This is a genomic window from Cohnella fermenti, assembly GCF_004801405.1.
In the GTDB taxonomy this organism is placed as follows: domain Bacteria; phylum Bacillota; class Bacilli; order Paenibacillales; family Paenibacillaceae; genus Cohnella; species Cohnella fermenti.
The window spans coordinates 138,666-157,433 of sequence record NZ_SSOB01000016.1 but is presented as its reverse complement, the minus strand read 5'-3'; the positions used below and the strand labels follow the sequence as shown (position 1 = coordinate 157,433).

Genomic DNA, 18,768 nt, shown 5'->3' with positions numbered 1-18,768 from the left:
GACGACCGTACAAGCAAGCTTGCATAAGATCGCATAAGGTGAAAAGGTATCGGAAGACATCCTGCAGCAGGTCTTCACAAGGAGCGTGAATAGGCTTCATGGCAAGCACAAGGTTGGATATCTACTATTCGCAGATCCCGCCGAATGCCGTCTACATGACATTTAACGGGCTCGGTCCGGGCGAGAGAGGACTGCGCTCCATCGGCAGCGGCAAGCTTGTCGTGCTTAAGCGGGGCAAGACGGAACGAAATGCCACCCTCCTCTTCCGCGAGAACGGGGAGAGCTTCGCGAGCGAGCTTGAGATCAGCGCCAAGCTGGCAGCTCCTCTCGGACTGAAGGCGCAGTCGCGCTATCAAGTGACCTACGATCCCAAGACGAACGTGTTGACGTTCGTCCCTTCTCCGGTCAGCACCACGGTCGCCAAGCTGATGACCAGCGCCAAGCCCGCCGCCGGCCGCATCGCGATCGGCTACGAGCTTCTGTCCAAGCTCGGCATCCCCGACTCCGGGAGCCCGAGCATCGATTGCCGCACGGCGACGGCGGCGAAGCAGCTTCGCGTCCGCTCCCCTTCGAATTTATTCGATAAGGGGCTCTATCTGGACCTTCCGACGATTCGGGCGCTCGGCTTGTCGTCCGGCGCTTATGTCTCCCTGACGTACAATCAGACGACGAAGACGTTGAGCTTCGCGCCAACCAAATCTCCGTTGCCGCAAGCGAACCGGTCCTCGAAGTCTCCCCGGACGCTCAAGCACCGGGAGGGCGGCGACTTGTACTGATGACTATACTGATGACTGTACGGATGACTGCACTAATGACTCGCACTGATGACTTGTACGGATGCACCAGCCTTCCAAGCAGACAGAACGGGCGGGACCGTCAGCGGCCCCGCCCTTCCTCTGCGGATCAATCGCAAGTCTCAGGCGCTTCCGCCTTCGCCGCAGCTTCCAGATCGAGCCTCTCGGCCACCGTATCGCGGATGATCGACACGATCGATTGCAGCAAGTAGTTGACATCCGTCTGGCTCTGCTGGAACTGCTGAACAACCGGCATCTCGTCGAGCTCGTCCTGCAGCACCGCGATCTCCTGCTCGATCTTGTCCGCCATCTTCTGGTTCTTGAACGTATTCTGGAAGGCGACGAGCTCCTTCTGCTTCTTCTTGATCTGAGCGATCAAGCCTTGAATTCGATCGTGCCCCTGAATCAGCTTCTCGGACTTCTGGTAGAGAGCGACCTCCTCCGACGTCGTGATCAATTGGGCAAGCTCGTGAGCGCGGGCAAGAATATCTTCGCGGACGATCAGCTCCCGGTTGTCGAAGCGAGGGATGTCGTCGTGATGGCAATGCCCATGCTCGTGGTCGTGGGAATGGTCGTGCGAGTGCTCGTGCTTCGTGTTCGTTGCGGACATGTCGATAAGTCTCCTTGTATCGGCGAATAGCTCGGCAGGTTCGGCTGTCGGCCGGCTATTCGGCTTATGGTAATGGTTAATGGCAATCTGGCGTTCGGACCAGGACTTGGACCAGGCTAGGACTAAGCTAGGACTAGGCTAAGCGCCGTGCGACAGCGCCGTAGCCAGGCGAGGCGGCTCCGCCGCTTCGGCGTTCAAGTACCAGGTCGTCGGCTTCGTGATGCGAACTTGCATGAGATGGCCGATCCATTCCTTCGGTCCTTCGAAGTGGACCAGCTTGTTCGAAGTCGTGCGCCCGGACAGCACGTTCGGATTGCTCTTGCTCTGCCCCTCGACGAGAATCTCGACCGTGCGGCCTTCGAACTGCCGATTGCTCTCGCAACTCATCTCGGCGATCAGCTCGTTGAGGCGGTTCAAGCGATCCTGCTTCACCGCCATCGGCACGTTGTCCTCCATCTCGAAGGCGGGCGTTCCTTCCCGAGGCGAATAGATAAACGTGTACGCCATCGCGATCTCCGCTTCCCGAACGAGAGACAGCGTCTCCAGGAACTGCTCCTCCGTCTCGCCGGGGAAGCCGACGATAATGTCGGAAGACAGCACGGCTCCCGGTATCGCGCTCCGGATTTTCCCAACAAGCTCCAGGAACTGCTCCCTCGTATACTTCCGGCTCATCCGCTTCAGCACCTCCGTGCTTCCCGACTGGAACGGAAGATGAATCGCTTCCACAAGATTGCCGCCCTTCGCGAGAACCTCGATCAGATGATCGTCGAAGTCCCGGGGATGCGAGGTCGTGAAGCGCACGCGCGGAATGTCGATCTTCCGAATGTCGTCCATCAGATCGGCGAACCGGTACGCCCGGTCCTTGAAGTCCTTCCCGTAAGCGTTCACGTTCTGGCCGAGCAGCGTGATCTCCTTGTAGCCCTGCCGGGCAAGCTCCCGCACTTCCGCGAGAACATCCTCCGGAAGCCGGCTTCGCTCCTTGCCTCTCGTGTAGGGCACGATGCAGTATGTGCAGAACTTGTCGCAGCCGTACATGATGTTCACCCAGGCCCGCATGCCTTCCCGCTTCTTCGGCAGGTTCTCGATGATGTCCCCTTCCTTGGACCATACCTCGATCACCATCTCGCGGGAGAAGCTGACTTCGCGCAGCAGATGCGGCAGCCGATGAATATTATGGGTTCCGAACACCAGATCCACATGCGGGTTGCGCGTCATCAGCCGATTCACGACCGCCGCTTCCTGCGACATGCATCCGCAGACGCCGAGAATGAGCCCCGGCTTCTCGAGCTTCAGCTTCTTGAGATGGCCAAGCTCCCCGAACACCTTGTCCTCCGCATTCTCCCGAATGGCGCACGTATTGAGCAGAATGACGTCCGCATCGCGGCGCTCTTCCGCCTGAACATACCCCATCTCCTCCAGCAGTCCGCGAATCACCTCGGTGTCGTGCTCGTTCATCTGGCAGCCGTACGTCATGATGAAGTACGATTTATCCCGGCCGAACTCCCTCATATCGTCGGGAATGGCGTTGTCGTAATGAATCCGGACCGATTCCTTGCCCCGCTTCTTCTCGTCCTTATAGCTGGGAGCGGACTGGATCTGGATATGACGGCCGTTGAGCCGCAAGGTGGTCTTCCCGTCCTCCTCGCGAATTATCTTCGCCTCGCGGAAGTCGAAGTATTGCGAGTAATCCTTGCTCATCTTCATCTGTCCGAATTCGCCTCCCCCTCATCAAGCCGACGTCCTCTTCATGGTTAAGGTTGCTTCGAGAAATTATACCATTTCGGCAAGCCGAATTCCATGGCAAGGCTATTCCAGACCGGGGATGACGCCCTGCAGCGAGATCAACCGAGAGTGCACCGCTTGGAAAATATACAAAAAGCAAGACGATCGCTCGCCTTGCTTGCTTCAACGCCAGTCCCCGTCGGGCACTCCCTGTACGCAACTTCGAGTTATTCGATAATTTCGCCGAAGTCCCCTGTCGACACGCCTGCGGCATTGCCTTCGTCGGTGTCGATGTGCATGTCGAGCGCGAAGTCGGGCGAGACGCGCGCGATGACGTTCTCGAAGACAAGGCCGCGCTCGCCGCCGACTCTCACCTTGAGCAGTTGCTTGTCCGCGATGCCCCAGCGCTCCGCGTCCGACGTATGGAAGTGAATATGCCGGGCGGCAACGATAACGCCCTTCTCGACCGTCACTTCGCCCGCCGGACCGACGATGCGAATGCCCGGCGTTCCTTCGATATTGCCGGATTCGCGAACGGGAGCCTTCAAGCCGAGCGCGAACGCATCGGTTCTGGACACCTCCAGTTGCGTCGCCTTGCGCGCAGGGCCCAGAATTCGCACCTTGGCGAAGGAGCCCTTCGGCCCGTGCACCGCGACCGTCTCGTTCGCCGCGAATTGACCGGGCTGCGAGAGCGGCTTCAGCTCGCTGAGCTCCGCTCCTTCGCCGAACAGAATTCGGATATGCTCCTTGGATAGATGGATGTGCCGCGCGGAGACGCCGACGGGAATCTGCTTGATGTCGCTCATGGTTAATACCGCCTTTGCTGGGATGTAGGGTACGATGGGTAGATGGGTACTTAAATTTGACGAAGTTACTTGAATTCGGCGAGCAGCTTGGCGAATTCGCCTTCGGACAGCTTCAGCTCCTGCTTCGCCAGAGCTTCCTGCTGGAAGCCGACGGCCATATCCTCGTACGACTTGCGGCTCTTGTCCTGGTACACGAGCCCCGTCAACAGGCCGCCCGTCTCCATGATCTTCGTCATGGCGGCGATACGGTTCGACGGATCGTAATCCTCGAACTGATCGAGGTTGACGATGTGCTCCTTGAACCAATCGTACGTGTTGATCTTGTTGAACGTCACACACGGGCTGAAAACATTGATCAGAGAAAACCCCTTGTGCTGCAACCCGGCTTCGATCAGCGCCGTCAGCTGCTTCAGGTCGCTTGAGAACGATTGGGCGACGAACGTCGCTCCCGCGGACAGGGCGACCTCGAGCGGAGACAGCGTCGATTCGATCGAGCCCTCCGGCGTCGACTTCGTCTTGAAGCCCTCCGCGCTGCGCGGGGAAGTCTGCCCCTTCGTCAAGCCGTAAATCTGATTGTCCATGACGATGTACGTGATGTCGACGTTGCGGCGGATCGCGTGGACCGTATGGCCCATCCCGATCGCGAAGCCGTCCCCGTCGCCGCCCGAGGCGATAACCGTCAGCTCGCGGTTCGCGAGCTTGACCCCTTGGGCGATCGGCAGCGCGCGGCCGTGGATGCCGTGCAGGCCGTAGGCGTGAATATAGCCCGAGATCCGGCCCGAGCAGCCGATGCCGGAGATAACCGCGAGCTGCTCCGGCTCAAGGCCGATGTTCGCAGCCGCCCGCTGGATGGCCGCCTGCACGGAGAAGTCTCCGCAGCCCGGACACCAGTTGGGCTTCAAGTTATTGCGGAACTCTTTGAATGTCGCCACTTTATCTCAGCTCCTTGCAGGCTTTTACGATCTCGGAAGGCAGGAACGGCGTTCCGTCATACTTGAGCACGTTCTCGATCTTGTCGTGCCCGCCGATGTTCAGCTTGATCAGATTCGCCAATTGGCCGGTCGCGTTGTTCTCCAGCACGACGACCTTCTTCGCGCTCTTCATGTGCGGCGCAAGCAGCTCGGACGGGAACGGGTGGAGCTGACGCACCGTCACATGGTTCGTCGCTACTCCGTCACCGCTGAGCCGGCCGCGGGCTTCGTCGATCGTCCCTCCCGTCGAGCCCATCGCGACGATGAGCAGCTCCGGCTCCGCATGGGGAGCGTCCGCCTTGATCGCGTTCGCGACGCGGAGGCCGGACAGCTTGCCCAGCCGCTTATCCATCATCTTCTTGCGGTTGACCGCGCTCTCGGACGGACGGCCTTCCTGATCGTGCTCGACGCCGGTCACGTGGTGAATGCCGTTCTTCGCGCCCGGCAGCACGCGCGGGGAGATTCCGTCCTCGGCGAATTCATAGCGCTTGAACAGCGTGTGCTGCTCAAGCGGCGGCAGCTCCTCGCGGGCGAGCTTGCCGCGCTCGATGACGATGCGCTCGTAGTCCAGCGGCTCGCACGATTGCTTGCCGAGGGAGAGCTGCAGATCGGTCGCGACGATGACCGGCACCTGGTACGTCTCCGCGACATTGAATGCCTCGATCATGTCGTAGAAGCATTCCTCGATTGTGCTCGGCGCGATGACGACCTTCGGAATCTCCCCGTGCGTTCCATAGATCAGCGCGTTGATATCGGACTGCTCCTGCTTCGTCGGCAGGCCCGTCGATGGGCCGCCGCGCTGCGTGTCGATGATGACGAGCGGCGTCTCGGTCATGCCCGCCAGACCGATCGCCTCCATCATGAGGGACAGGCCCGGGCCGGCGGAAGCCGTCATCGTTCGCACGCCGGCATAGTTCGCGCCGATCGCCATCGTCACGGCCGCAATCTCATCCTCCGTCTGCACAACCGTACCGCCGAACTTCGGCAGCTTCTTGATCAAGTATTCCATGATCTCGGATGCCGGGGTGATCGGGTAGGCCGACATCAGCCGGCAGCCTGCCGCGAGCGAGCCGAGCCCCATCGCCTCGTTGCCGATCATGAACAGCTTCATCTTGCCGTCCGCCGCTTCGAGCCGGAACTCTTCGAGCGGGCCGCCGGCCTGCTCCAGCACGAATTCGGCGCCGCGCCGGACCGCCTCGACGTTCTTCTCGACGATGGCCGGCCCCTTGCGTCCGAACTCCTCCTCCACCGCCTTATTGAACACCTCGAGCGGCAAGCCGAGCAATGCCCAGGATGCGCCCGAAGCGACCATGTTCTTCATAAGCGAAGTGCCGAGCTCCTCGGCCATCGCCGTGATCGGCACCGCGAACAGCCGAGCGTCCACGCCCTCCGGCACCGTCGGGGAGAACTTCGCATCCGCCACAATAACGCCCCCGGGCCGCAGCTCCTTCGCGTTCAGGTCGATGCTCTCCTGGTCGAACGCAACCAGAATGTCCAGATCGTCCGAGATGGCCCGGATAGGCGCCGTACTGATTCGAATCTTGTTATTCGTATGGCCGCCCTTGATGCGCGAGGAAAAGTGACGGTACCCGTACAGGTAGTAACCCAGCCGGTTCAGCGCAGTCGAGAATATCCGGTCGGTGCTCTCCACGCCTTCCCCCTGCTGGCCGCCAATCTTCCATGACAATTGACTGATCACAGTGTCATCTCCTCTTGAGCATTCGCTTCAACAATGCATAACTGTTTATATTAACGTTCCATAAGTCAGCTATCAATCAAATAAATTTTATGATTCCCCTTCTGAAAATGCAAGCGTTTCGCCCTAAAAGCAACGATAGCGGTTTCGCATCAAATCGATAGGGAAGAGATATCGGTCAAGCCTGCCCGGTCATCTCTGCGGAAGATTGTCCATCAGGAATCTCGTCGCATTCCCTCCCAGGAAGCCGCTTACGAGAGATTCCGGATACCGCTTCAGCAGCGCTTCCGCCAAGGCGGGATATTCGCCCGGATGGGCGAGCCCGGCGACATGCGTCTCGATTCCGTCGAAGTCCGACCCGAACGCGAGATGGCTCGAGCCGCCGAGCACGCAGATATGCTCGACGTGACGAAGCACGTCGTCGATGCGAGCCGGCTGCGCGCCTGCCAGGAAGAACGGCACGAACGTCAGCCCGAGCAGCCCGTCCGCTTCAATCAGCGCGCGGATCTGATCGTCCGTCAGATTGCGAGGATGGCTGTGCAGCGCCTTCGCGTTCGAGTGCGAGGCGAAGAACGGCCTCGTCGCCAGCTCCTTCAGCTCCCAGAAGCCTCGCTCGGACAGATGCGATACATCTAATAGAATGCCCAATTTCTCGCATTCGTTAACAAGACGCCTGCCGGCGCGCGTCAGTCCTCCGCCGCGAGGCTCCATCGCCCCGTCCGCCGCCCAGTTAGCGTGGTTCCAGGTCAGCCCGAGCAGACGAACGCCGAGGCGGTACAGCAGCGTCAAGCTCCACCATTGCTCTCTCAGGCAATCCACGCCTTCCAGAGACAAGAGCGCCCCAAGCGCTCCCGTCCGCTCGGCTTCCTCCAGGTCGGCGGCCGTGCGAATGAGCCTCACGCCCGGCTCGGTCAGCACCTTCGACCAGAACAGTTCCGCTTGGTGGAGCGCCGTCTGCGGCTCCATGGGCTTGTCCTCCGGCACGTAGATCGCGAACACCTGGGCGGATACGCCCCCCTCCCGCAGCCGCTCCAGCGTCACATCCAGCTTCCCGTCCGCATCCGCTTCTCTTAACGACAGCTTGGGGTCCCTTTGCATTTTGAACAAGGCATCGCAATGCAAGTCCGTTATTCTCATCATCCTCTTCCTCCCCTGCACGAGATTCGCTCAACAAAAAACCTGTTGCCGCGGTCGGGGGCAAGGGGGATCGCTCCGCCTTGGCCAGATCCACTAGAACAGGTTGAGAGATTCGCTCTTCATTCCCTTAACGCGGCTCTACGATCAGCTTGATAGCCGTTCGGTCTTCTCCGTCGATGACGATGTCCGTGAATGCCGGGATGCAGATCAGATCCACGCCGCTTGGAGCGACGAAGCCGCGCGCGATTGCGACCGCCTTGATCGCCTGATTAAGCGCCCCTGCGCCGATGGCCTGCAATTCTGCTCCCCCGCGTTCGCGAAGGACGCCGGCCAGAGCGCCTGCAACGGAGTTTGGATTGGACTTTGCGGAAACCTTTAGAACTTCCATGACAAGTTCCTCCTCAGGCATCAAAGGATGGGCCCACTAACGGATACATATTCGGTGGAGATGGCAATAATTCCTGCTGCTTAAGAACCGTATCGGCTCGAATAGGCGAATAATTCTGAATTTTGTTGCCGGTCCTGCAGATTGACACTAACAAAAACGCGGCCGCATCAGCGCCGCGTCTCGTTCATCGTGCTCCCGCATGCGTCTCCAGACCTTACTCCGCGATCCAGGAGTCCTCGTCCACGCGGATTTTCTGGATCTTCGTCGCCCGGCCCGTCGAATCGTCGATCTCCACGCACAGCCCGCTCAGAATCCACTTCGTGTCGGCCACCTGGAAGCGTGTCGGAAGTCCCGTGAGGAACTTGTGGAGCACGCTGTCCCGATCCATGCCGAGCACCCCGTCGCGCGGCCCGGTCATTCCCGCATCGGTCAGGTAAGCCGTTCCGCCCGGGAGAATCCGGTCGTCGTTCGTCTGCACGTGCGTATGCGTTCCGACAACCAGCGAAGCCCGGCCGTCCAGATGCCAGCCCATCGCGATCTTCTCGCTTGTCGCCTCGGCATGGAAGTCGACCAGAATACACTTCGTCCGGCCTCGCAGCTCCTCCAGAATATCGTCCGCCGCGCGGAACGGACATTCGGACGGAGGAAGGAACGTTCTCCCGATCAGATTGACGAGCGCCAGCTCCTTCGAGCCTGCCTTGATAACGGTATACCCTCTTCCGGGCGTTCCCGGAGGCAGGTTCGCCGGGCGGATCATCCGCTTCTCGTCGTCGATGAACTCGAAGATCTCGCGATTGTCCCACGTATGATTGCCCATCGTGATGCCGTGAACGCCCCAATCGAACAGGTCCCGCGTAATCGCCGCATTGATGCCGCGTCCCGCAGCCGCGTTCTCGCCGTTCGCGATGATGATATGAGGCTGATATTTATTTTTAATCCACGGGAGCAGACGCTTCACCGCGTCGCGCCCCACATTGCCGACGATGTCGCCGATAAATACGACTTTCATTCTGTTGCTCTCCTCCATCCTCGGGTGCACAAACGGGAAGAAGTGGCCGCGCGGATTGTCGCAGCCACTTCTTCAGCCTTCCCGAATCTTACTTGGCGTACTCCACCGCGCGCGTCTCGCGAATGACCGTGACCTTGATGTGTCCCGGATAATCGAGTTCTCCCTCGATCTTCTTCGTGATGTCGCGAGCGAGTCGGAACGCTTCCGCGTCGTCGATCTTCTCCGGTTGCACCATGACGCGAACCTCGCGTCCGGCCTGGATCGCATAAGACTTGTCGACGCCGTCGAACGATTCGGAGATCTCCTCCAGCTTCTCGAGGCGTCTGATGTACGTCTCCAGCGTCTCGCGTCTTGCTCCCGGGCGGGCGGCGCTGAGCGCGTCCGCGGCTCCGACGAGCATCGCGATGACCGAAGTCGCTTCCACGTCGCCGTGGTGCGAAGCGATGCTGTTGACGACGACCGGATGCTCCTTGTACTTCTTCGCCAATTCAACGCCAATCTCGACATGCGAACCTTCCACTTCGTGGTCGAGGGCTTTGCCGATATCGTGCAGCAAGCCGGCGCGTTTGGCCAGAGTTATGTCTTCTCCAAGCTCTGCAGCCATCAGTCCCGTCAGATAAGCAACCTCCATCGAGTGCTTCAGCACGTTCTGGCCGTAGCTTGTCCGGAACTTCAGTCTGCCGAGAATCTTGATCAAGTCCGGGTGCAGGCCATGGACACCCACTTCGAACGTCGCCTGCTCCCCGTACTCGCGGATTCTCTCGTCCACTTCCTTGCGGGACTTCTCGACCATCTCCTCGATGCGGGCCGGATGGATTCGACCATCGGCAACCAGCTTCTCAAGAGAAGTACGGGCGATCTCGCGGCGGATCGGATCGAATCCGGACAGGATAACCGCTTCGGGCGTATCGTCGATAATAAGATCGATCCCGGTAAGCGTCTCCAACGCCCGGATATTGCGTCCTTCGCGGCCGATAATCCGCCCCTTCATCTCTTCGTTCGGCAACGAGACGACCGAGACGGTCGTCTCCGCCACGTGATCCGCGGCGCAGCGCTGAATGGCGAGAGAGATGATATCGCGAGCGCGCTTGTCGGCTTCTTCCTTCGCTTGCTGTTCAATATCCTTGATCAGTTGGGCGGTCTCGTGGCGCACTTCCTGCTCCACCGTCGTGAGGATAAGCTGCTTCGCATCCTCCATCGTCAGGTTCGAGATTCGCTCCAGTTCCGTGATCTGCTGCTTATGCAGGTACTCGATCTGATCTTGGGTCTCTTCGATTCGTTTCTCCTTGCTGGCGACTTGCTCCTCCTTGCGCTCCAACGCTTCAATCTTGCGGTCCAGGGATTCCTCCTTCTGCACCAACCTTCTCTCTTGCCGTTGGATCTCGTTGCGCCGTTCGCGAATGTCGCGCTCGGCTTCATTACGGAGCTTGTGCACCTCGTCTTTGGCTTCCAGCACCGTCTCCTTGCGAGCGGCATCCGCTTCCTTCTTCGCATTGTCGACGATTTGGCGGGCTGCCTGCTCAGCGCTGGATATCTTCGCCTCCGCAATGGACTTGCGTACCGCATAACCGATCCCAAAGAAAAGCGCGCCAACAACGATGACGATCAAGACCCAAATCAAGGTTGCAACCATGGTCTTCACCTCCTCGTTGCATCACCAAGGCAAACGCTTGGGATACTTATGAAATTGTTGGCCGGTTTCTAAACCGAATTAATCTTCTGTCAAAAAAAATCGAAAAATTGTTCTCCGAATCGTTTTTTGGAAGGAAAAAGGGTTCGGAATAAGGATATGGAATACAGATTCATTGTATCTTTTGTGAAAATGGATTGTCAAGCAAAGCAAAACTAGCCTTGCCTATTCCTTCCATTCTCCTCTGCTCCATCCCGCATCCCGCCGACGCGAAGAACCCTGATGCGCCGCGTTAGTCGTCGAATTCGCGCTCCGGCTCCTCGTACGATTCGTCCAGCGACAGCTCCGCCAGCCCCGTCTCGTCTTCGTCCCACGCAGAGGATATGCCTCGTTCCTCATCCTCGAACCGCTGCGCCGCATAGCGAACCGCGTCCATCGCGACGGAAGCCGGATACCCTCTGCGGAGCAGCACGCCGAGCAGCTTGTGCTCCCGCTCCCGCCGCTTCTCGCCCTTGATGCCGGGCCACTTCTTGACCGCCAGCTCCCGCGCGGCACTCCGTTCCATTCCCGCATCCAGAGACGCGAGCGCCTCGTCGACGTCCTGCTTGCCGACTCCGCGGCTGCGAAGCTGCTGCCGCACGAGTCGGCTGCCCTTGCGCTGACTGACCACCTTCTGCTCCGCGAACCTCGCCGCATAATGAGCATCGTCGATCAAGCGATGCTTGGCAAGCCTATCCAGGCAGCCGGACACCGCCGCTTCCTCATACCCTTTGCGCTTCAGCGTTTGCTCCAGTTCTTTGCGTGTCCTTGCCTTCCGGTCCAGAAGCAGCAGAGCGGCGCGATACGCCTGCTCCACCTGCTCCGTCCGCCGGAGATCTTCCCATTCTCGGGGAGTCAGCCGCCTGCCCTTCAGAAGCCTCCATGCGACCATCGTGTCTTCATGGACGAGCAGCACTTCGCTCACTCCTCCGGCCTCCGGCGTTATCGCGATCCGGTACATCGAGGACCGCCTGGCATCGGCCTCGATTCCGACAACGACGGCAGGTACGGCTTCGCGGCTCTCCCCCATTCTCAGCTTGCCCTTCTTCCCGGCTTGCTCATCCATTCGCTACCCCTCCCGCTCGCACTCGTTCCCTGCTCCGACGGTTTGTGCGATTTTATGTGAATTTTCACATTCATCGGCTCGAATTCGCGTAAACCGAGGCATTTTATGCGATTTTTAGCATATATGCCGAATTTCAGGCCGGAAGCTCCCCCATGAATGTGATTTTTCGCATAAAAACATCCAAATAGCCCCTTATCGGGCGACGCCAATGTGAAATTTCGCATAAATTCCCGTTCCCCCATCAGCATCATCGGCTCCATCGTCTTCCTCCGTTCATCTGACGCTCCGCCCCGACTATGTACGCAGTTTGGTTGCTTGCCATGAACAGGCCAGGAATTTTGTCCCTTGCCGCATATGTACAAAGGGCACCCGCCGACTCGGCGGATGCCCTTCTCCCTGCTCGCTTACTCCAGTCGGAACTCCGCTTCGTCCTCGTCTTCTTCCGAGGCCAGTGCCGCTCCGGCCGCAGCCGACTTGTTGATCGCGTCCGAGTTCAGCGTCTGGCTGCGAATCTCTTGTTCGATCTGCTGCGCCAGAGCCGGGTTGTCCTTCAAGAACTGCTTCGAGTTCTCGCGGCCTTGTCCCAGGCGTTCTCCGGAGTAGGAGAACCATGCACCGCTCTTCTGAACGATGTCCAGACTGGTTCCGATGTCGATGATGCTGCCTTCGCGGGAGATGCCCTCGCCGTACATGATATCGAGCTCCGCTTGCTTAAACGGAGGCGCAACCTTGTTCTTGACGACCTTGATCCGGGTCCGGTTGCCGACGACGTCATTGCCCTGCTTGATGGACTCGATGCGGCGAACGTCGAGGCGAACGCTCGCATAGAACTTCAAGGCTCGTCCGCCCGGCGTTGTCTCCGGGTTGCCGAACATAACGCCGACCTTCTCGCGAAGCTGGTTGATGAAGACTGCGATCGACTTCGACTTGCTGATAGCGCCGGACAGCTTGCGCATCGCCTGCGACATCAGTCTCGCCTGCAGGCCGACGAAGGAGTCGCCCATGTCTCCCTCGATCTCCGCCTTCGGCACCAGAGCGGCGACGGAGTCGACGACGACGATGTCGACCGCGCCGCTGCGCACGAGCGCTTCCGCGATCTCGAGCGCCTGCTCGCCGGTGTCCGGTTGGCTGAGCAGCAGTTCGTCGATGTTGACACCGAGGTTGCGGGCATAGATCGGATCAAGCGCGTGCTCGGCGTCGATGAATGCCGCCTGGCCTCCGGCCTTCTGCACTTCTGCGATCGCGTGCAGCGCGACGGTCGTCTTACCGGAAGATTCCGGTCCGTAGACCTCGATAATGCGCCCCCGCGGGAATCCGCCGATCCCGAGGGCAATATCCAGAGCGAGTGCTCCGCTCGAATACGTCTCTACTTGAAGCTGTGCCTGTTCTCCCAACTTCATGATAGAGCCCTTGCCGAATTGTTTCTCAATCTGGCGCAATGCCATCTCTAATGCGGCGCGACGATCGGACAACACACCCACATCCTTATCTCTTTGATAGTGTTATCATACCTTGTTTTGATCCGTTTGCCAAGCATTTTACGAACATTCGTTCGATCAATCTCTATAAAAAAACCGCAGCAAAGTAATCTTCGCTACGGTTCTTCCGCAACTTTCTACACGAATCTATCATATAGGACGAGCATTGGCAACCGCTTCTAGCGAAAAATGTCATTTATCTGCTCAATTCGACACAAATTCGACACATCCCCGCATCTGCCTCTGCCTCCGCCTTCTCCCGTCCCTATTCCAGACCGCCGAGCGTTCGCCACAGCAAGTACAGCGCCCGCTTCGTCGCGCGAATCCGGATGCCTTCCCGGTCGCCGGCCAGTTGCAGCTTCTCCACCTTGGCCGGCTTGCCTCTCTCCGCCAGCCCGACGTAGACAAGGCCGACCGGCTTGCCCTCGACTCCGGCGGGTCCGGCCACTCCGGTTACGGACAGCGCATAATCGCTGTCTGCGGCGGCGCGCATCCCGTCCGCCATCGCAGCGGCCGTCTCCTCGCTGACCGCTCCGGGCGCTCCCGGCCCTTCAAGCAGCTCCGTCGGGACGCCGAGCTGCTTATGCTTGACGCCGTTGCTGTAGCTCACCACGCCGCCCAGGAACGCGTCCGCGCTGCCCGGCACCGAAGTGAGCGAGGCGGCGATCATTCCGCCGGTGCAGCTCTCCGCGAGCGTCACCGTCTGCCGCTTGCTCGTCAGAAGCCGGATGACCGCCGCTTCCAGCGGAATGTCCTCTTCCGCATACAGATAACGCTCCGTGCGGCTTCTTATCGCCTGCAGCGTCGGCTCCATCCGCCTCGCCGCCTCCTCCGCGGAGCCCGCCTTCGTCGAGACGCGGATGCACACCTCGCCTTCCTTCGCATAAGGCGCAATCGTCGGGTCGGACTGCTCGCGAATAAGGTCGATCAGCAGCTCCTCCAGTGCCGACTCGCCGATTCCGGCGAACTTCAGCATAACCGACCGCAGAGCGGCCGCGTCCCCGAGCAGCTTGCGCAGCCAATCGGAGCCGTCGTTGTCGAACATCGGCTTCATCTCGCGCGGAGGTCCGGGCAGCAGCAGGTAATGCTTGCCGCCCGCGGATAACGCGTTGCCGACGGCCAGCCCGGTATCGTTGCGCAGCGGATGCGCTCCGTCGATCAGCATCGCCTGCTTGCGGTTGCTCTCGATAAGTTCGACGCTTCTTCCTGCGAACAGTTGCTCGATCTTGCGCAGCGACGGCTCGTGAAGGCCGATCGCAAGACCAAGGTCCGCCGCCAGGGCGTCGCGGGTCAGATCGTCCTGTGTCGGGCCGAGGCCGCCCGTGAACACCAGCAGATCCGCGCGTCCGCGCGCCGTCTCGATGGCTTGACGCAACCTCGTCAGGTTATCTCCCACTACGGTCTGATAATAAACGTCAATGCCCAGCTCTGCCAGGCCTTGCGACAGATACTGGGCGTTGGTGTTTACGATCTGGCCGAGCAGCAGTTCGGTTCCGACTGCAATAATCTCAGCTCTCATACGTCTCGGCGCACCTCTTTGTCAACCGAACCTTGGGGCGGGTTCGAAGTCTCGACGATCAGCTTCTTGTTCTTGACGAAGTAGTCGATGCCGGAATACACGGTAATGATCGCGGCCGCCCATACGACGATCGTATCGACCGGCACATGAATGAACTCGAACGGGAGATTGTTGAGCAGCAGCACGATGATCATGACGATCTGAATCGTCGTCTTCCACTTGCCCCACTTGCTGGCCGCCAGAACGACGCTGTCCAGGAGCGCAATCTGCCGGAGGCCGGTCACCGCCCATTCGCGGCTGATGATGACAATTGCGACCCATGCGTCCAACTTGCCCATCTCGACAAGCGAGATCAGAACGGCGCAGATCAGCAGCTTGTCGGCCAACGGGTCCAGCAGCTTGCCGAGGTTCGTGACGATCTTGCGCTTGCGCGCGATATAGCCGTCAAGCCCGTCCGTGCTGGCCGCGATGATGAAGAGCAAGAGAGCGAAGATCTGGTTGTAGGAGATCGAGTAGCTGCCGATCGTCAGCGGATTCACGTCGAGCTTGACCAGCAGCAGGAAGGCGACGATCGGGACGAGAAAAATTCGCGCCAGGGTAATCCGGTTAGCGAGATTCACGCGAGATCCCCTCCTTGCGCCGTCATGGCCCGCGCGCGGGATGCCGCGAACCCGGAGCGAGCTGTCGCTCTCGCCGTGCGGTATGTAGCCTTCATCACAGTCATCGTTGCTTGCCCCCAGAAAGTAATCTTTACGTATCAGCGGTAATTGACGAATTGCAGTTCCAGCGCAAGCCCGGCTCCGCGAAGGAGATTCATCGCGGCTTGCAGGTCGTCCTTGCTCTTGCCGGTGACCCGAAGCTGGTCGCCTTGGATTTGGCTCTTGATCTTCAGCTTGGAATCCCGGATCAGGATATTGATCTTCTTCGCATTCTCCTGGTCGATCCCTTGCTTCATCTTAATGAGCTGCCGGACCGTTCCGCCCGAAGCGGGCTCGACCTTGCCGTAATCGAGGTTCAGAATCGGCACCCCGCGTTTGATCAGCTTGGTCTGGAGAATGTCGATGACACTCTTCAGCTTGTACTCGTCGTCGGAAGCGACGTTGATCGCCTCTCCTTCGAGCTTGATGGTGCTCTTGCTTCCCTTGAAGTCGAATCGCGTCTCGATTTCCTTGACCGCTTGCGTCACAGCGTTGTTCACTTCTTGCATGTCTACCTTGGAGACGATGTCGAACGAATATTCCGATGCCATATGGTAAAGTCATCCTTTCTGACGAATGATCATTTTCATTATAAACATTTTCCTGCCGCAAGTAAAAAGCTGCTTGCGGCCTATTTCCGACGAAGCTCTCCCGCAAATGCCGAAAGCCCCGCAGCGGGGGCTTTCGGAGTCGTTGCCGTGATCTTAACGGGCGCGCGCCGGCGAGCGGAACATGTCGAGAATTCCGAGTACGATCCAGGCAAGCCCGAAGCCGAGAATGCCGTATCCGTAGGCATGGGGCGTCATGTACCAGCCGAGCAGGCTGACGACGATGCCGATTGCGCAGACGATCCAACTAGTCGCCATGAGGAGTCTCCCTCCCTGATAAGGATGCAGATAGCTCTCTCAGCATCCCCCAAGAAGACGATTCCTATTCCGCATGAACGAAGGCTGGCTCGTCAAGGCGTCGTCGTATCCGCAGAAGCCGCCGGCGTGAACACGAACTTCTTCGAGCCGGCCTTGTCCCCGTCGTCGACGGCGATTCCGTCGATCGTGATCACGACGTTGTTGGCCTGACCGACATTGACGTAAAGCGGCATGTCTTCCAGAGAGAAGACAATCTCTTCCTTCGGAGTGCCCTGGTAACGCGACTTGCCGTTTTTGTTCGTCTCATTGACGCCAACCCAGCTCCCTGAAGACACGATCTTCAGCTCATGCGCGCCGGCCGGAGACACTTCGTAGTGGACTTCTCCGCCCTTCGTCGTCTCCGTCAGCGTCAGTGTCGTCGCCGGGACGGTCTCGCTCGGCGTCGGCTCTTCCGAGCTCGTCTGGGACGGGGTGCTCGACCCGTCGGGAGACGAAGAAGGGGAAGGCAGCGTGGTCTCATGCGTAATATCGGTATCCCGATCCGAGTTTTTCGCCTTGGAGGCACTGTTCTGATCGATAAAATAATAAATCAGCGCAATGATAAGCAACGGGAACAGCCACATCAACAGGTTGACGGCGAGCTTGCCCCACTTGTCGTTATGCTGGACCGATCGGCTCTTGGGCTTGAGCATCGCTTCCGGAGCGACGGTCTCCGCCGTCGTCGGCTTGGGCAATTCCTTATGGTACAAACGAAGAACCTCTTCCGCGTCGAGGCCGACCGTCTCCGCGTAGGTCTTCACGAACGCCCGCACGTAGAAGGAGCCCGGCAATACCTTGTACTCGCCGTTCTCGATCGCCTCCAGATATCGCTTGCGGATCTTGGTCGCCTCCTGGATATCGTCGAGCGTATATCCCCGCTGCTCTCTGGCTTTACGCAGCAGCAATCCCAAATCCGACATCGGTCCCACCTCCGTTAAGGGCAATCTCTAGGCATATGTATCGTTGGCGCGCATCCACTTGGCAACTTCCTATCTACAATAATCGTAATAAGGGCTGATCTGATCTTAGAATTCTCCGTCGAGGCCGGCGGTCGTGAAGGTCTCGTATGTAATCTCCTCGTCCGGCGTGTTGCGCAGCTCGATAATACAGTCGAACGTGTCATAATCGTATTCGGATTCCCGTACGAAAATATCCGGGTGCTCGATGACCTTCGTCGAAGGCATCGCCATAATATCCTGAAGCAAGAGATGATGCTTCTCGTTGGAACGGATGGTGCTGACGATCCCATCGATAATGAAGACGTTGTTCGCGTTCGTCTCCTCCTCGGAGAGCTGGCTGCGCACGGTCTGTCTCAGCAGCGTCGAAGAGACGAACGTCCAGCGCTTGTTCGCGCAGACGCTGCCTGCGATGATCGACTCGGTCTTCCCTACCCGCGGCATGCCGCGCAGACCGATCACCTGATTGCCGTCCTTCTTGAACAGCTCGCCCAGGAAGTCGACCAGAAGACCGAGGTCGCTTCGCGTGAACCGGAACGTCTTGCCGTCGGAAGAGTCCCTCTCGATATAAGTTCCGTGCCGAATGGCCAAAATATCCGTCAAGCGCGGAGGCCGCAGCGTAATAATGGATATATTCTCGACCTTCGTGAGCATCCTGCCCAGAAGCTCAATCTTCTCGTCGTCATCCGTCTGAAGCAGAAGGCCTCGCGTCCGATCCTCGACGCCGTTAATCGTGATGATATTCACCTCGAGCATCCCGAGAAGAGATGCCAGATCGCCGAGCAATCCGGGGCGATTCTTGTGAATCTTATACTCCATGTACCACTGCTTCTTCTCCATGCTGCACCTCAATAGTCAGACAATAGCCCAACTGCCCGTCAATTTACAGTCCTATAATCCATTCTACAAAACTCTTCATTCTCCTGCAAAATTTACGGGCACTTTCCGACTAAAGTCCTATATTTTTTCGATTCATGTTTAAACGGCTCCGCAGCGAATGGCGGAGCCGTCTCTCCTCGGCACAGCAGCGATTAGCTGCGGTCGGCTAGTTTAACCATGAGTCCGGCGATTGTTTTGCGTTCGCTCTCATTGCCCGCGTCCCAGAGTTCCTTCAACACCCGCTGCTCGTCGTTCTGCGGTTCCACCTTGTTGTCGAGGAATTCTCCGATCTCGTAGGCCAGCCTGGAGATCGCTTCTTCGCTGATTCCCGCGTTCTTGGCTGCATCCACTCGATCACCGAGAAAATGTTTCCAAGAGTCGAAATTTCTCAGCACGTTCGACATTGAGCCGCCTCCTGCCATGATGGGATTGTACTGCGTCAATAATATGTCCCTTCCGGCAAGA

The 18,768-nt window shown here is 58.9% G+C and carries 20 protein-coding genes; 1 reads left to right on the top strand and 19 read right to left on the bottom strand.

The features are described 5' to 3' along the window. The first annotated feature begins 98 nt into the window (after positions 1 to 98). The gene (locus E6C55_RS14720; protein ID WP_136370551.1) at positions 99 to 776 is read left to right on the top strand and encodes a hypothetical protein; all 678 of its coding nucleotides are present in this window, start codon (positions 99 to 101) and stop codon (positions 774 to 776) included. Positions 777 to 903: 127 nt separating this feature from the next. Here E6C55_RS14720 and E6C55_RS14715 read toward each other — a convergent pair whose 3' ends face one another. The 19 genes from E6C55_RS14715 to E6C55_RS14625 all read right to left on the bottom strand — a co-directional run bounded on the left by E6C55_RS14715 (position 904) and on the right by E6C55_RS14625 (position 18,707). After that, positions 904 to 1,404 (bottom strand): RicAFT regulatory complex protein RicA family protein, encoded by a 501-nt coding sequence (locus E6C55_RS14715; RefSeq protein ID WP_136370550.1) that lies wholly within the window; start codon positions 1,402 to 1,404, stop codon positions 904 to 906. A gap of 138 nt (positions 1,405 to 1,542) precedes the next feature. After that, a complete protein-coding gene (miaB, locus tag E6C55_RS14710) occupies positions 1,543 to 3,108 on the bottom strand; it encodes a tRNA (N6-isopentenyl adenosine(37)-C2)-methylthiotransferase MiaB (protein WP_136370549.1) in 1,566 nt (521 codons plus the stop codon). Positions 3,109 to 3,353: 245 nt separating this feature from the next. Then, on the bottom strand, positions 3,354 to 3,932 hold the full coding sequence (pduL, locus tag E6C55_RS14705) for a phosphate propanoyltransferase (RefSeq protein ID WP_136370548.1): 579 nt from the start codon (positions 3,930 to 3,932) through the stop codon (positions 3,354 to 3,356). Between the two features lie 65 nt (positions 3,933 to 3,997). Beyond that, positions 3,998 to 4,864: a 2-oxoacid:ferredoxin oxidoreductase subunit beta gene (locus E6C55_RS14700; protein WP_136370547.1), complete on the bottom strand. Its 867-nt coding sequence runs from the start codon at positions 4,862 to 4,864 to the stop codon at positions 3,998 to 4,000. Between the two features lies 1 nt (position 4,865). Next, entirely contained in the window at positions 4,866 to 6,602 is a 1,737-nt protein-coding gene (locus tag E6C55_RS14695; RefSeq protein ID WP_136370546.1) for a 2-oxoacid:acceptor oxidoreductase subunit alpha, read from the bottom strand. Positions 6,603 to 6,791: 189 nt separating this feature from the next. Continuing rightward, positions 6,792 to 7,739, bottom strand: coding sequence for a dipeptidase (locus E6C55_RS14690; protein ID WP_211093584.1), 948 nt, complete (start codon positions 7,737 to 7,739; stop codon positions 6,792 to 6,794). A gap of 124 nt (positions 7,740 to 7,863) precedes the next feature. Beyond that, positions 7,864 to 8,124, bottom strand: a complete 261-nt coding sequence (locus tag E6C55_RS14685; protein WP_006211249.1) for a stage V sporulation protein S — start codon at positions 8,122 to 8,124, stop codon at positions 7,864 to 7,866. A 214-nt stretch (positions 8,125 to 8,338) separates the two neighbouring features. Then, the gene (locus E6C55_RS14680) at positions 8,339 to 9,133 is read right to left on the bottom strand and encodes a TIGR00282 family metallophosphoesterase (protein ID WP_136370544.1); all 795 of its coding nucleotides are present in this window, start codon (positions 9,131 to 9,133) and stop codon (positions 8,339 to 8,341) included. A gap of 88 nt (positions 9,134 to 9,221) precedes the next feature. Then, on the bottom strand, positions 9,222 to 10,766 hold the full coding sequence (gene rny / locus E6C55_RS14675) for a ribonuclease Y (RefSeq protein WP_136370543.1): 1,545 nt from the start codon (positions 10,764 to 10,766) through the stop codon (positions 9,222 to 9,224). A 289-nt stretch (positions 10,767 to 11,055) separates the two neighbouring features. Then, positions 11,056 to 11,868, bottom strand: coding sequence for a regulatory protein RecX (locus E6C55_RS14670; protein WP_136370542.1), 813 nt, complete (start codon positions 11,866 to 11,868; stop codon positions 11,056 to 11,058). Further along, complete coding sequence (locus tag E6C55_RS14665; protein WP_136370541.1) at positions 11,835 to 12,128, bottom strand: hypothetical protein; 294 nt, start codon at positions 12,126 to 12,128, stop codon at positions 11,835 to 11,837. The genes E6C55_RS14670 and E6C55_RS14665 overlap by 34 nt, the downstream gene beginning before the upstream one ends. A 144-nt stretch (positions 12,129 to 12,272) precedes the next feature. Beyond that, positions 12,273 to 13,340 carry a recombinase RecA gene (gene recA / locus E6C55_RS14660; RefSeq protein WP_136370540.1) on the bottom strand — a complete coding sequence of 356 codons (1,068 nt, stop codon included), beginning with the start codon at positions 13,338 to 13,340 and terminating at the stop codon, positions 12,273 to 12,275. A gap of 271 nt (positions 13,341 to 13,611) precedes the next feature. Then, positions 13,612 to 14,865 carry a competence/damage-inducible protein A gene (locus E6C55_RS14655; protein ID WP_136370539.1) on the bottom strand — a complete coding sequence of 418 codons (1,254 nt, stop codon included), beginning with the start codon at positions 14,863 to 14,865 and terminating at the stop codon, positions 13,612 to 13,614. Then, positions 14,862 to 15,485, bottom strand: a complete 624-nt coding sequence (gene pgsA / locus E6C55_RS14650; RefSeq protein ID WP_136370538.1) for a CDP-diacylglycerol--glycerol-3-phosphate 3-phosphatidyltransferase — start codon at positions 15,483 to 15,485, stop codon at positions 14,862 to 14,864. Before pgsA ends, E6C55_RS14655 begins: the two co-directional genes overlap by 4 nt. A gap of 137 nt (positions 15,486 to 15,622) precedes the next feature. Beyond that, positions 15,623 to 16,114, bottom strand: a complete 492-nt coding sequence (locus tag E6C55_RS14645; RefSeq protein WP_136370537.1) for a YajQ family cyclic di-GMP-binding protein — start codon at positions 16,112 to 16,114, stop codon at positions 15,623 to 15,625. Positions 16,115 to 16,267: 153 nt separating this feature from the next. Further along, positions 16,268 to 16,429 carry a DUF4175 domain-containing protein gene (locus E6C55_RS14640; protein ID WP_136370536.1) on the bottom strand — a complete coding sequence of 54 codons (162 nt, stop codon included), beginning with the start codon at positions 16,427 to 16,429 and terminating at the stop codon, positions 16,268 to 16,270. 92 nt (positions 16,430 to 16,521) lie between these two features. Further along, entirely contained in the window at positions 16,522 to 17,388 is an 867-nt protein-coding gene (locus E6C55_RS14635) for a helix-turn-helix domain-containing protein (protein ID WP_136370535.1), read from the bottom strand. Between the two features lie 105 nt (positions 17,389 to 17,493). After that, positions 17,494 to 18,264 (bottom strand): DUF3388 domain-containing protein, encoded by a 771-nt coding sequence (locus tag E6C55_RS14630; protein ID WP_136370534.1) that lies wholly within the window; start codon positions 18,262 to 18,264, stop codon positions 17,494 to 17,496. Between the two features lie 191 nt (positions 18,265 to 18,455). Then, positions 18,456 to 18,707 (bottom strand): DUF3243 domain-containing protein, encoded by a 252-nt coding sequence (locus E6C55_RS14625; protein WP_136370533.1) that lies wholly within the window; start codon positions 18,705 to 18,707, stop codon positions 18,456 to 18,458. Between the last annotated feature and the right edge of the window lie 61 nt (positions 18,708 to 18,768).